Source organism: Streptomyces krungchingensis (assembly GCF_054729265.1).
Genome location: NZ_JBPUKY010000001.1, coordinates 5,689,197 through 5,702,422 on the forward strand (window position 1 = coordinate 5,689,197; position 13,226 = coordinate 5,702,422).

The following is a 13,226-nucleotide window of genomic DNA, read 5'->3' on the forward strand; positions in this document are numbered from 1 at the left end:
GGGCCGGGTCAGCCCGCGAACACGTTCCCGAAGTAGGCGAGGCCCGAGGGACCGCCCAGGGTCGTGCTGCCGAAGGACTTGGAACCGGTGGCGGTGGTGCCGGAGGAGGTGGACTTGAAGAGCCAGACCGCGCCGGCGCCGCCGTTCTCGCCGCGGGCGCCGACCGCCAGTTCCGCGCGGCCGTCGCGGTTCGTGTCGGTGAGGAAGACCTCGTCGCCGAAGTAGTCGTCGGCCTCGGCGGTGCCGGGGACGTTCGCGGTGTCCTGGGAGTACGACTTGGAACCGGTGCCGGTCAGGCCGGAGGCGGAGCCGCGCAGGACGGTGACCTGGCCGGCGTGCCGCTTGGAGCCGAGGGACTCGCTGTCCGAGCCGATCACGACGTCGGCGTAGCCGTCGCCGTTGGTGTCGCCCGACGACAGGCTCCAGCCGAAGCCGTCGCCCTTCTCGCCGGTGCCGGGGACGTTCGCCGTGTCCTGGGTGATCCGCACCGGCGTACGCGCGCCGAGGCCGCCCGACGCGCCGTAGGTCACCGTGATCGCGCCGCCGAGGCCGCCGTCCGGCTCGGAGGTGGACTTCTCCATGAAGTTGCCGGTGACGATGTCGCCGTAGCCGTCCTTGTCGATGTCGGCGATGGTGGCCGTGTAGCCGCCCGCCAGCTTCTTGCCGGGCTTCGGGCCGGTGGCCGAGCCGGTGTAGAGGACGCTGCGGGTGCGGTTGCCGCCGCTGCTGGTCTCCTCCAGGCCCATGACGAGGAGATCGGTCTTCCCGTCGCCGTTGACCTCGCCCGCGACGAGCTTGTCCGGGTAGATCGTGGTCTGCTCGACGGTGTCGATGCCGATGAGCGAAGCGGCCTTGCCGGTACGGGAGATGGGGCCGCGGAAGATGTTCAGGGAGGGCGACGAGTTGTTGCCGGCGGCCAGGTCGGTGTGGCCGTCGCCGTCGAAGTCGCCCGCCGCCAGGGCCCAGCCCAGTTCGCTGCGGTACTGCGGCAGCGGCGAGGAGATGTCGGTGCCGGACTTCACACCGCCGGCGCCGCCCCACAGCACCGTCAGCGCGCCGAAGTCGTCGGTGGAGCCGATCCGCTCGCTGTGCACGCCGACGACGATGTCCGTGTAGCCGTCGCCGTCCATGTCGCCCGTGGTCAGCCGGTCGCCGAAGTAGTCGGAGGACTCCGGGGTGCCGGGGATGCCCGTCGTGGCCTGGCTGATGATCTGCCGCTTGGAGGTGTCCAGGCCGCTCGCCGTGCCGTAGACCACGGCGACGTAGCCCGCGCCGGCCTTGCCGGAGATCTTGGCGATGGGCGCGGCGATCGCGAGGTCGCGGTAGCCGTCGCCGTTGAAGTCGCCGGACAGGCCGGAGGGCGCGGCGGCGGCCGTGGTGGCGGGCAGTGCGGTGAGCAGGCCGGTGGTGAGGGTCGCGGCCAGCAGGAGGGTGCGCTTGCGCATGGGTTTCCTGTTCGAGAAGAAGAGATCCGGGCCGTGGGCCCGGCGCGGGAGGCCGGAGGTCAGTCGAGGACGCTGCCGCCGAAGTCGGGCAGGGTGAGGACGCCGCTCGCCGTGGGGACGGTGGAGGTGCCGCGCAGGACGAGGGCGTCGTCCCCGGTGCCGACCGTGAGGTCGGCCTTGCCGTCGGCGTTCAGGTCGCGCAGCCGCAGCGCGCGGCCGAAGGCGCTGTCGGAGGGGGCCGCGCCCGCCACCGTCTGCGGGATCCAGGAGGAACGGGCGCCGCCGAGGCCGCCGGAGCCGCCGCGGAACAGGTGGACGCCGCCCTGGTCCTCCATGCCGTCGACGTCCTCGAAGGGGACGCCGACCGCGAGGTCCGCGTAGCCGTCGCCGTTCGCGTCGGCGGCCGAGACGGCGTACCCGAAGCCGTCGCCGGCCTCGGGGGTGCCGGAGACGCCGGAGGTGGCCTGGGTGAAGGTGGTCGAGCCGCTCGGCCCGGAGGCGGTGCCGCGCCAGACGGTGACCGCGCCCTTGCCGTTGTTGCGGTCCGGCTGCCCGAGGGCGATGTCGCCGTGGCCGTCCTTGTCGAAGTCGCCGACGGCGGCGCTGGTGGCGTCGCTGTCGAGGGTCTTGGAGGCGCCCGAGGTCAGGCCGCCGGAGGAGCCCTTGAGGAACCAGACGCGGCTGGCGACGCTGCTGCCGGAGAACTGGGCGCCGAGGACGACCAGGTCGGTCTTCCCGTCGCCGTCGACCTTGCCCGCCGCGAGGCCGTGGGAGTACCAGCCCCCGTCCGTCTTGTCGATCTTGCTGACGGTGCCGTGGCTGCCGGACTTGGTGAAGGGGCCGCGGTACAGCCAGGCCTCCTGACCGCCGATCACCGCGAGGTCGGGCGAGCCGTCGCCGTTGAAGTCGCCGGTTGCGAGGTCGGAACCGAAGTGGCCTTCGGCGCCGGACTTCGGGGTGAGGTTGGTGCCGCCGGACAGTCCGGAGCGGGAGCCCCAGACGACCGTGACCGTGCCGCGGTACTGCGTGCTGCCGACGTGCTCCGTGGAGTTCCCGACGACGAGGTCCGCGTATCCGTCCTTGTCGAGGTCGGCGCTCGTGAGCGACTCGCCGAACATGTCGTCCTCCTCGCCGGTGCCGGGCACGCCGGGACTGTCCTGGTGGACCACCTGGGTGTGCGAGGTGTCGAGCCCGTGCGCGGTGCCGTACGTGACGACGACGGCGCCGCCCTGCCAGCCGCCCGCGCCGGAGATCCCGGTGTAGGCGTGGGCGTAGGCCAGGTCGCGGTAGCCGTCTCCGTTGAAGTCGTCGTAGTGCTTGGCGACGGCCGCGCCGGCGGGGGTGCTCAGGGCGAGCGGGGCGAGGCCCGCCGCGAGGAGGGAGGCCGCGAGGGCGGCCGAGGTGCGTCTGCGCATGGCGGAGCTCCAGGAAGGAGCCGGGCCCGTGCGCGCACGGGCCCGGCGTCGAGAGGTACGGCTACGGAGAGGCGAACTGCCGAGGACGAACTGGGCGCCGGGGCAGGTCAGTCGGCGAACAGGGCGCCGAACTGCGGCGTGCCCGTGGTCGAGACGCCCGAGGTGCTCGGCGAGACGGTGCGGGAGCCGCTCGTGGTGATCGTCGTCCCGTTGGAGGGCAGGTAGGTCACCGCTCCGTTGGCGCTGTTCTCGTACGAGCCGACGACCAGGTCCGCCTTGCCGTCGCCGGTCACGTCGTCGAGCTTCACGTCGGCGCCGAAGAGGTCGCCCTTCTCGTCGTTGCCGGGGACGCCGGCCGTGCTCTGCGAGAAGGCCTGGGCGCCGGAGGACACCCGGACGCCGCTCGCCGAGCCGTACAGGACGGTGACCATGCCGGTGTTGGAGACGCCGTCGATGTCCTCGTTCGGGGTGCTGACGACGAGGTCCTGGAAGCCGTCGCCGTTGACGTCGCCGAGGTCGAGGTCCCAGCCGAAGCCGTCGTCGGTCTCGGAGGTGCCGGGCACGTTGCTGGTGTCCTGGGTGATGCCGGAGGTCGAGCCGGGGCCGGAGGCGGTGCCGTAGGTGATGTTCACCTTGCCGCCCTTGGCGGAGTCCGGGATGGCGGTGCCGTCGTCGAGGGTGCCGTTCCAGGAGGCGCCGCTGACGATGTCGCCGTAGCCGTCGCCGTTGATGTCGCCGACGGCCGTGATCATGCCGGTCTTCAGGGTCCGGGCGGAGGAGACGCTCAGGCCGGACGCCGTGCCGGGCACCCAGTAGTTGGTGTTCCAGCCGGTGGACGTGGTGGTCTCGAAGCCGTCGACGATGAGGTCGGTGCGGCCGTCGCCGTTGACGTCGCCCGCGGTGAGGCTGAGCGGGCCGTACGGGTTGTCGTTGGTGCCGGACTCGATCGGCGGCTTGATGGTGGTGCGGCCGCCCGGGGTGCCGGAGGTGGTGAAGCCGCCCTTGTAGACGTAGATGGTGGCGGAGGAACTGCCGACGGCCAGGTCGGCCTTGCCGTCGCCGTCGAAGTCGCCGGCGGCCAGGTCCTTGCCCCAGTAGTCGTGGGAGGAGGCGGCCGGGTCGGGGACGTCGACGCCCTTGCCGGTGAGGCCGCTCGCGGAGCCCCAGAGGATGGCGAGGCCGCCGCCGTTGGTGTCGGTGCCGACCTTCTCGTTGGGGGTGCCGACGGCGAGGTCGTCGTAGCCGTCGCCGTTGAAGTCGGCGTAGGCGAGTTCCGAGCCGAAGGCGTCGCCGGCCTCGGCCGTGCCGGGCACGCCGGTGGTGTTCTGGCTGATGGTGGTGCGCTTGGCGGACGACACGCCGGTGGCGGTGCCGTAGAGGGCGATGACCTGTCCGGCGCCCTTGTGGCCGCTGACGTAGGCGGTGGCGGCGGAGGTGGCGATGTCGCCGATGCCGTCGCCGTTGAAGTCGGCCCGGGCGACCTTCGTCGAGTCCGCGGCGGTTGCCGTCGCGGCCGAGAAGCCGAGCAGACCGCCCGTCAGCGCGGCCGCGGTGGCCGTCGCGAGGGCGAGTCGTCGGTGGTGCGCGTGGCGCTTGTGCATGCGGGTTCTCCTGCGGCATGCGGGGGATGTCTGGCGGACATCCACAGTCGATGGGGGCGTACCGCTCGCGTTCTCCTGGAGTTGTCCGAGGGTTCGCGTGGCGGTCGGCGAACAGGAGACCCTTCAAGGGGCACAAGGGTTGTACGTGAGTTCGGTTAATTTTCGAGGCGGGTGAGGGAATGGGGGCGAAAGGGATTTCCCGTGGTCCGGGAGTGTGGGAGCGCTTCCTCGGGACGCCGTGAGCGCGCCGGAAAGGTGGGCCCGGCGCGGGGTCTGACGGGGCCGGGCGAGTCCCCGGTCCCGGGTGCCGGACCGGGTCGCGGACCGGGTGCCGAGGAGGCCGGAGGCCCGGTGTCCGGGCGGGGCTCAGGGCGCCGAACCCCGGCCGGTCCGGCGCCGGTTCGGCGCCGGCCAGGAGTCGCCGTCCCTGGCGCCGAGGTCCGTCACCGGAGCACGGCGGGCGTTCCCGCGGCTGCGGGGTCCGCTCAGGAGTCCATGCCGAGGAACTCCGAGCTGGAGAAGGTGACCGACGGCTTCGCCGCCAGCAGGCCCTTCTCGGTGCCCGCGAACACGGCGACGGTGTCCCGCGTCTCGCCCGGGTACGTCCGTACCGCCAGGTCGTCCCGCCCGTCCCCGGTGAAGTCGCCCACGGCCAGCACCCGGGTGGTGCCCCGGGCGGGCGGCCGAACCGTGACCATGCCGGTCGCGGAGAGACCGGCCGTACGGCCCCGCAGGACCCGCAGTTCCGTACCGCTGGAGACGAGTTCGCTCAGTCCGTCCCCGTCGAAGTCGCCGGAGTCGAGCACGGAACCCGGAGTGGCCAGGCTGCCGCGGCCGGCGGTCGGGAGGTCGTAGCGCAGTGACGTTCCTCCCATCGAACCGACCGCCGCGTCGAGGGCCTTGCCCTTGCCGAAGCGGCCGAAGGCGACGTCGATGCCCCCGGGCAGGACGACGCCCGTGCGGGTGGGTCCGGCCGGACCGCCGAGCACCACCGCGGACTTGGCGGCACCGTCGGCCGCGCGGACGAGGAGGTCGTCGTAGCCGTCGCGGTTCACGTCGGCGGCCGGCCCGGTCGGCACGTTGCCGGGGGAGGTGAGTGGCTTGCCCGCCGCGCGCGGCGCGCCCTTGCGGCTGAACGGGCCGCGCAGATAGCTCAGCCGGCCGTCGGAGGCGTGGGTGACGAGGTCCTGGGCGCCGTCGCCGTCGAAGTCGCCGCACACCGGCTGGTCCGGCCAGTCGTTGCCGAAACGTGCCTGCGCGGGGATGTCCAGCTTGACCGCCTTGCCGGTGAGGCCGGCGGGGGAGCCGAAGAGGATCTGGAGCGGGACCGGGGGCTGACCCTGCCCGTCGTAGGGCGGGTCCGTCGACACGACGAGGTCGGTGAACCCGTCCTTGTTCAGGTCGCAGCTCGCCTCCGCGTCGAACACGGCGGGCGACTGGCCCTTGGTGGGCGCCGCCCGCTTCGCCGGGTTCAGCAGCTGCCGTGCGCCCGGGGCGAGTCCATGGGCCGTCCCGTAGACGATGCCGATGCCCGCGTCGTCGCTGTGGCTCTGGTCCTTGACGAGGTCGTTGAGGACCAGGTCGCGGTGGCCGTCCCCGTTGAAGTCGTCCGCGACCTTGCTGCCCTTGCCGCGCGGAACGGGGAGCTGGGCCGGGGCCTTGGCCACGGTCGCCGGCTCGTGCCGGTCCGACGTGGCGTGGTCGTCCGAACCGAGCCCCGCGCAGCCCGACAGGAGGAGGGCGCAGCCGGTGCCGGCCGCCACCGCGGCCGTACCTATGCCGCTGCCGCCACGGCGCCCGCCGCGGACCGCGTTCCGGCCGCTGCTCCTGCTCCCGCTTCCGCGCCCGCCTCTTCGCCCGCGCACCATTCACCCCGACCGAACCGTCGACAACAACCTGCACATGATGGCCTTGTTGCGGCGGGGCGGTAAGAGCGGGGGCGTGCGGGATCGGTCACCCCGGGCCGACAACGGCCGGATGTCATGGGTCGGCGGTGCCCGGACGGGCCGCACCGTGCGGACGGGCCGGACCGTGCGGACCCGGCCGCGGCGCGTCACCGGGAGCGTGCTCCCGCGGTCCCGCCGTCCGCGAACTCCCGGACCGCCGCGGGGAGGTGGCGGGCGTCCCCGTCCCGTGTCCGGGTCCGTCGTGCCGTCTCCGGCACCGACGGCCGGGCCGTGCCGGCCCGCGGGGACGACAACACCCCATGTCCTCCGGCCGGACCGGGGACATGGGGTGCTTCGTCGTCGGCTGTACCGCTTCACCGGCCCGGTGCCGTCGCACCGGGCCGGTCACGGCTCACTTGACGGGCTCGGGCTCCGGCTCGCTCTCCGACTCGGCCTCGCCCGCCGGGGGCTCGTCGTCCACCGGCGTCCTGACGGACTCGAGGAGCAGCTGGGCGACGTCGACGACCTGGATGGACTCCTTGGCCTTGCCGTCGTTCTTCTTGCCGTTGACCGAGTCGGTCAGCATGACGAGGCAGAACGGGCAGGCGGTGGAGACGATGTCCGGGTTGAGGGAGAGGGCCTCGTCGACGCGCTCGTTGTTGATGCGCTTGCCGATGCGCTCTTCCATCCACATGCGGGCGCCGCCGGCGCCGCAGCAGAAGCCGCGCTCCTTGTGGCGGTGCATCTCCTCGTTCCTGAGGCCCGGGACCTTGCCGATGATCTCGCGCGGGGGCGTGTAGATCTTGTTGTGGCGGCCCAGGTAGCAGGGGTCGTGGTACGTGATGATGCCCTCGACCGGGGTGACGGGGACGAGCTTGCCCTCGTCGACGAGGTGCTGGAGCAGCTGCGTGTGGTGGATGACCTCGTAGTCGCCGCCGATCTGCGGGTACTCGTTGCCGATCGTGTTGAGGCAGTGCGGGCAGGTGGCGACGATCTTCTTCGCCGACCTCGGCTTCTTCGACTCGGGCGTGACGTTGCCCTCGTCGTCCGTCTCCTCGCCGAACGCCGCGTTCAGCGCCATGACGTTCTCCATGCCGAGCTCCTGGAACAGGGGCTCGTTGCCCAGGCGGCGGGCGGAGTCACCGGTGCACTTCTCGTCGCCGCCCATGATCGCGAACTTGACGCCCGCGATGTTCAGCAGTTCGGCGAAGGCCTTGGTGGTCTTCTTGGCCCGGTCCTCCAGCGCGCCGGCGCAGCCGACCCAGTACAGGTACTCGACCTCGGTGAGGTCCTCGATGTCCTTGCCGACGACCGGCACCTCGAAGTCGAGCTCCTTGAGCCACTCCAGGCGCTGCTTCTTGGCCAGGCCCCAGGGGTTGCCCTTCTTCTCCAGGTTCTTGAGCATCGTGCCCGCCTCGGACGGGAACGCGGACTCGATCATCACCTGGTAGCGGCGCATGTCGACGATGTGGTCGATGTGCTCGATGTCGACGGGGCACTGCTCGACGCAGGCGCCGCAGGTGGTGCAGGACCACAGCACGTCCGGGTCGATGACGCCGTTCTCTTCCGCGGTGCCGATCAGCGGGCGCTCGGCCTCGGCGAGGGCCGCGGCGGGCACGTCCTTGAGCTGCTCCTCGGACGCCTTCTCCTCGCCCTCCATGGTCTTGCCGCCGCCGGCCAGCAGGTAGGGGGCCTTGGCGTGCGCGTGGTCGCGCAGCGACATGATCAGCAGCTTCGGGGAGAGCGGCTTGCCCGTGTTCCAGGCCGGGCACTGCGACTGGCAGCGGCCGCACTCGGTGCAGGTGGAGAAGTCCAGCAGGCCCTTCCAGGAGAACTGCTCGACCTGGGAGACACCGAAGACGTCGTCCTCGCCCGGGTCGGTGAAGTCGATCGGCTTGCCGCCCGAGGTCATCGGCTGCAGGCCGCCCAGTGCCGTGCCGCCGGTCGCCTCACGCTTGAACCAGATGTTCGGGAAGGCCAGGAAACGGTGCCAGGCCACACCCATGTTGGTGTTCAGCGAGACCACGATCATCCAGATGAACGACACGCTGATCTTGATCATCGCGACCAGGTAGACCAGGTTCTGCAGCGTGCTCAGGCCCAGCCCCTTGAAGGCCACCACCAGCGGGTACGAGGCGAAGTACCCGGCCTCGTAACCCTCGACGTGGTGCAGGGCGCCCTCGAGACCGCGCAGCGTGTAGATCGCCAGACCGATGGTGAGGATGACGTACTCGACGAAGTACGCCTGACCCGCCTTGGAGCCCGCGAAGCGGGACTTGCGGCCCGGCCGCGAGGGCAGGCTCAGCAGCCGGATCACCATGAGGACGGCGATGCCCAGCACGGTCATCGCGCCGATGAACTCGGTGTACATCTCGAACGGCAGCCAGTCGCCGATGACCGGGAGCACCCAGTCGGCCTGGAAGAGCTGGCCGAACGCCTGGGCCAGGGTCGGCGGCAGGGTCAGGAAGCCGACGGCGACGAACCAGTGGGCGACGCCCACGATGCCCCAGCGGTTCATCCGCGTGTGACCGAGGAACTCGCGCACCAGGGTCACGCTGCGCTGGTAGGGGTTGTCGGTTCGGCTGCCGGCGGGCACCGGCTGACCCAGTTTGAAGTACCGGACGAACTGGCCGATGGCGCGTGCGAGCAGCGCAACGCCGACCACGGTCAGGACCAGCGACACGATGATCGCGGCGAGTTGCATTTGGGGGCTCCTCGGGCCTGCGAGGTGTTGCTCCGAGTGTGCACTCGAAGTGATTACTAAGCGGTAACTTATGCAGTCCGTCTGAGACTACCCACTTCTAGCGCCGCACTGTAGCCAGGAGTGCGGTGATCTGCGTCGCTGAGGGTTGCCTGAACAGGCGGTGTCACCCTTCCCCGCTCCGGGGCCCGGTGCCGCAGGTGCGAGGCGGTGGCGCCCCTCCCTGTTCCGGTCGCGAGGCACCCGGCCGGTTCCGCCGTTCGCGGGGACACGTGACGCCCCGTCGTGCTAATCACACGATACTGTGACAACACGGCATAAATTTCTCGTCGTGTTGTACGGGATCGCCGCCGCCACCGCCGCCCTGCTCCTGACCGCCGCGCTCGCCGCGCTGCTGCGGACGATCGCCCTGCGTCTCGGGGTGGTCGACCGACGGCGGGCCCGGCCGGTCGCCCTGTTCGGCGGGGTGGCCGTCATGGCCGGCACCGCACTGGTCGCCGCGGTCGGGGACTGGACGGACGTCGCCCCGCTCGGCCCGGAGGCCGGCCGGCTGCTGGTCGCCGCGCTCGGACTCGCCGGGCTCGGGCTGGCCGCCGACCTGTGGACCGTGCCGCTCGCCGTGCGGGTCTGCGCCGTGACCGCCGCCGCCGCGCTGACCGTGCCCTACGACGTCCTCGGGCTGCCCGCCGGACTGCTGGCCGTCGCCTGGATCGTGTTCGTCACGCACGCCTTCGGCTCGCTCGACCACGTCGACGGGCTGATGGGGACCGTCGGCGTCGTCACCGCCTTCGCGCTCGCCGGGTGCGCGGCCGCCGAGGTCATGGACGGGCTCGCGGCCCTGCTCAGCGTGCTGGCCGCCGCCCTCACCGGGTTCCTGATGCACGGCTGGCATCCGGCACGGATCGTGCCGGGGCGGTGCGGCTCGCTGTTCGCCGGGTTCGTGCTGGCCTCCGCCGCCGTGCTGGTGCACGCCGAGCGGGAGGCGGGCCCCGGGATCGCCGCCGGGTTCGCGCTCACGGCGCTGGCGACCGCCGACGCCGTCCTGGTCCTCGTCTCGCGGCGACGGGCCGGACGTCCGCCGCTGCGCCCCGGCCCCGATCATCTCGGCCACCGGCTGCGCCGGCTGGGGCTGACCCCGCAGGGGTGCCTGGTCGTCCTCGGCGCCGCGGCCTTCGCGGCCGTGCTGGTGGGCCTGCTGATCGACCTGGGCTGGGCGGGTGCGGACGCCGCGTGGTGGGTGGCCGGGGCCGCCGCGGCCGTCGTCGCCGGGTTCGGCCTGCGGCCCGTGCGTGATCCGCGCGGCGCGCGGGAGAGGCGCACGGCACGCGGCGCACGGGAGACACGGATGGCACGGCAGACCCGCCGGACACGGCCGGCCCGCCCGGACCGCGTGCCCTCGCGCCCCTCGGTCCCCTCTCCCGGGGGTCCCGCGAGCGCCGGACGGGATGAGAATCCGTACGCCCGTGTCTGACGGAGGCCATGCTGTCGGCCCGCTACCGTACGGAGAAACCACAGGTCAGGACTCTCCTGCGTGTAGGGAAGAGATAAGAGTTGAGTGTCCTCGACTCAGCTCTGTTGACCCAGACGCGAGGGTCATGCACACTTGAGTCCGTTCCACTCAAGTCATTGCTGGAGGAATCGAAATGGCACGTGCGGTCGGCATCGACCTGGGCACGACTAACTCCGTCGTCAGCGTTCTGGAGGGCGGCGAGCCCACCGTCATCACCAACGCCGAGGGTGCCAGGACCACGCCGTCCGTCGTCGCCTTCGCGAAGAACGGTGAGGTGCTCGTCGGCGAGGTCGCCAAGCGCCAGGCGGTCACGAACGTGGACCGGACCATCCGCTCCGTGAAGCGTCACATGGGCACGGACTGGAAGATCAACCTGGACGGGAAGGACTTCAACCCTCAGCAGATCTCCGCCTTCATCCTGCAGAAGCTGAAGCGCGACGCGGAGGCCTACCTGGGCGAGAAGGTGACCGACGCGGTCATCACCGTCCCGGCGTACTTCAACGACTCCGAGCGTCAGGCCACCAAGGAGGCCGGCGAGATCGCGGGCCTGAACGTCCTGCGCATCGTCAACGAGCCCACGGCCGCCGCCCTGGCGTACGGCCTGGACAAGGACGACCAGACCATTCTCGTCTTCGACCTCGGCGGCGGCACCTTCGACGTGTCCCTCCTGGAGATCGGTGACGGCGTCGTCGAGGTGAAGGCCACCAACGGTGACAACCACCTCGGTGGTGACGACTGGGACCAGCGTGTCGTCGACTACCTGGTCAAGCAGTTCGCCAGCGGTCACGGCGTGGACCTCGGCAAGGACAAGATGGCGCTGCAGCGTCTGCGCGAGGCGGCCGAGAAGGCCAAGATCGAGCTGTCCTCGTCCACCGAGACCTCGATCAACCTGCCCTACATCACGGCGTCCGCCGAGGGCCCGCTGCACCTGGACGAGAAGCTCACGCGCGCCCAGTTCCAGCAGCTGACGGCCGACCTGCTGGAGCGCTGCAAGACGCCGTTCCACAACGTCATCAAGGACGCCGGCATCCAGCTGTCCGAGATCGACCACGTCGTTCTCGTCGGCGGCTCCACCCGTATGCCCGCCGTCGCCGAGCTCGTCAAGGAGCTGACCGGCGGCAACGAGGCCAACAAGGGTGTGAACCCGGACGAGGTCGTCGCCATCGGCGCCGCCCTCCAGGCCGGTGTCCTCAAGGGTGAGGTCAAGGACGTCCTGCTCCTCGACGTGACCCCGCTGTCCCTCGGTATCGAGACCAAGGGCGGCATCATGACCAAGCTCATCGAGCGCAACACCACGATCCCGACGAAGCGCTCCGAGATCTTCACGACGGCCGAGGACAACCAGCCGTCCGTGCAGATCCAGGTCTACCAGGGCGAGCGCGAGATCGCGGCGTACAACAAGAAGCTCGGGATGTTCGAGCTGACCGGTCTGCCGCCGGCGCCGCGTGGCGTCCCGCAGATCGAGGTCGCCTTCGACATCGACGCCAACGGCATCATGCACGTGACCGCGAAGGACCTCGGCACGGGCAAGGAGCAGAAGATGACCGTCACCGGCGGCTCCTCGCTGCCGAAGGACGAGGTCGACCGCATGCGCCAGGAGGCCGAGAAGTACGCGGAGGAGGACCACGCCCGCCGCGAGGCCGCCGAGACCCGCAACCAGGGCGAGCAGCTCGTCTACCAGACGGAGAAGTTCCTCAAGGACAACGAGGACAAGGTCCCCGGTGACGTCAAGACCGAGGTCGAGGCGTCCGTCGAGGAGCTGAAGGCCGCGCTCAAGGGCGAGGACACCGCCGAGATCCGCACGGCCACCGAGAAGGTCGCCGCCGTCTCGCAGAAGCTGGGCCAGGCCATGTACGCCGACGCCCAGGCCGCGCAGGCCGCCGGTGGTGCCGAGGGCGCCCCGGGTGCCGAGCAGGCCAAGGCCGACGACGACGTCGTCGACGCCGAGATCGTCGACGAGGACCGTAAGGACGGTGCCGCGTGACGGAGGAGACCCCGGGTTTCGAAGAGAAGCCTGACGTCCCCTCCGGCGCCACCCCTGACGACGCCGAGCCGAAGGCCGCCCCCGAAGAGGGGGCGGCCCCGGCCGGGGACGCGGCAGCAGCCGACCGGACGGCGGGCCTGACGGCCCAGCTGGACCAGGTGCGCACGGCGCTCGGCGAGCGCACGGCGGACCTCCAGCGGCTGCAGGCCGAGTACCAGAACTACCGCCGCCGGGTCGAGCGCGACCGGATCGCGGTCAAGGAGATCGCGATCGCGAACCTCCTGACCGAGCTCCTGCCCGTGCTCGACGACATCGGCCGCGCGCGGGAACACGGCGAACTGGTCGGCGGCTTCAAGTCGGTGGCCGAGTCGCTGGAGACCGTCGCGGCGAAGATGGGGCTCCAGCAGTTCGGCAAGGAGGGCGAGCCCTTCGACCCGACGATCCACGAGGCCCTGATGCACTCGTACGCGCCGGACGTCACGGAGACGACGTGCGTGGCGATTCTGCAGCCGGGGTATCGCATCGGCGAGCGCACCATCCGCCCCGCGCGAGTGGCCGTCGCCGAACCCCAGCCGGGGGCCCAGACGGTCAAGGCGGAATCGTCGGAATCCGCGGAGACCGCCGACGACAAGGAGAACGGTGGCCCGGACGAGGGCTGACGTTGAACGCATGAGGAAGGAGGGA

General features: G+C 71.3%; 8 protein-coding genes. 3 read left to right on the plus strand and 5 right to left on the minus strand.

Translation table 11 applies throughout. The features are described 5' to 3' along the window. Positions 1-8: 8 nt before the first annotated feature. The 5 genes from ACSYGO_RS25090 to ACSYGO_RS25110 form a co-directional block, all read right to left on the minus strand. Positions 9-1,445 (minus strand): FG-GAP-like repeat-containing protein, encoded by a 1,437-nt coding sequence (locus tag ACSYGO_RS25090; RefSeq protein WP_460387708.1) that lies wholly within the window; start codon positions 1,443-1,445, stop codon positions 9-11. A 59-nt stretch (positions 1,446-1,504) separates the two neighbouring features. Beyond that, a complete protein-coding gene (locus ACSYGO_RS25095; protein ID WP_460387710.1) occupies positions 1,505-2,860 on the minus strand; it encodes an FG-GAP and VCBS repeat-containing protein in 1,356 nt (451 codons plus the stop codon). A gap of 107 nt (positions 2,861-2,967) precedes the next feature. Further along, positions 2,968-4,461, minus strand: a complete 1,494-nt coding sequence (locus ACSYGO_RS25100; RefSeq protein ID WP_426676934.1) for an FG-GAP and VCBS repeat-containing protein — start codon at positions 4,459-4,461, stop codon at positions 2,968-2,970. 485 nt (positions 4,462-4,946) lie between these two features. After that, positions 4,947-6,224 carry an FG-GAP repeat domain-containing protein gene (locus ACSYGO_RS25105; RefSeq protein WP_432190215.1) on the minus strand — a complete coding sequence of 426 codons (1,278 nt, stop codon included), beginning with the start codon at positions 6,222-6,224 and terminating at the stop codon, positions 4,947-4,949. 535 nt (positions 6,225-6,759) lie between these two features. After that, positions 6,760-9,051: a (Fe-S)-binding protein gene (locus tag ACSYGO_RS25110; RefSeq protein WP_432172934.1), complete on the minus strand. Its 2,292-nt coding sequence runs from the start codon at positions 9,049-9,051 to the stop codon at positions 6,760-6,762. Positions 9,052-9,379: 328 nt separating this feature from the next. Between ACSYGO_RS25110 and ACSYGO_RS25115 the strand changes: the two genes are divergently transcribed. The 3 genes from ACSYGO_RS25115 (at position 9,380) to grpE (ending at position 13,201) form a co-directional block, all read left to right on the plus strand. After that, the gene (locus ACSYGO_RS25115; RefSeq protein WP_432172935.1) at positions 9,380-10,519 is read left to right on the plus strand and encodes an MraY family glycosyltransferase; all 1,140 of its coding nucleotides are present in this window, start codon (positions 9,380-9,382) and stop codon (positions 10,517-10,519) included. 172 nt (positions 10,520-10,691) lie between these two features. Then, complete coding sequence (dnaK, locus tag ACSYGO_RS25120) at positions 10,692-12,542, plus strand: molecular chaperone DnaK (RefSeq protein WP_426681791.1); 1,851 nt, start codon at positions 10,692-10,694, stop codon at positions 12,540-12,542. Continuing rightward, complete coding sequence (gene grpE, locus ACSYGO_RS25125; protein WP_426681792.1) at positions 12,539-13,201, plus strand: nucleotide exchange factor GrpE; 663 nt, start codon at positions 12,539-12,541, stop codon at positions 13,199-13,201. Before dnaK ends, grpE begins: the two co-directional genes overlap by 4 nt. Positions 13,202-13,226: the final 25 nt, after the last annotated feature.

Coding starts and splice junctions, on each gene's coding strand:
- dnaK (WP_426681791.1), top strand. CDS start 10,692: ATGGCACGTGCGGTCGGCATCGACCTGGGCACGACTAACTCCGTCGTC.
- ACSYGO_RS25100 (WP_426676934.1), bottom strand. CDS start 4,461: ATGCACAAGCGCCACGCGCACCACCGACGACTCGCCCTCGCGACGGCC.
- ACSYGO_RS25095 (WP_460387710.1), bottom strand. CDS start 2,860: ATGCGCAGACGCACCTCGGCCGCCCTCGCGGCCTCCCTCCTCGCGGCG.
- ACSYGO_RS25090 (WP_460387708.1), bottom strand. CDS start 1,445: ATGCGCAAGCGCACCCTCCTGCTGGCCGCGACCCTCACCACCGGCCTG.
- ACSYGO_RS25110 (WP_432172934.1), bottom strand. CDS start 9,051: ATGCAACTCGCCGCGATCATCGTGTCGCTGGTCCTGACCGTGGTCGGC.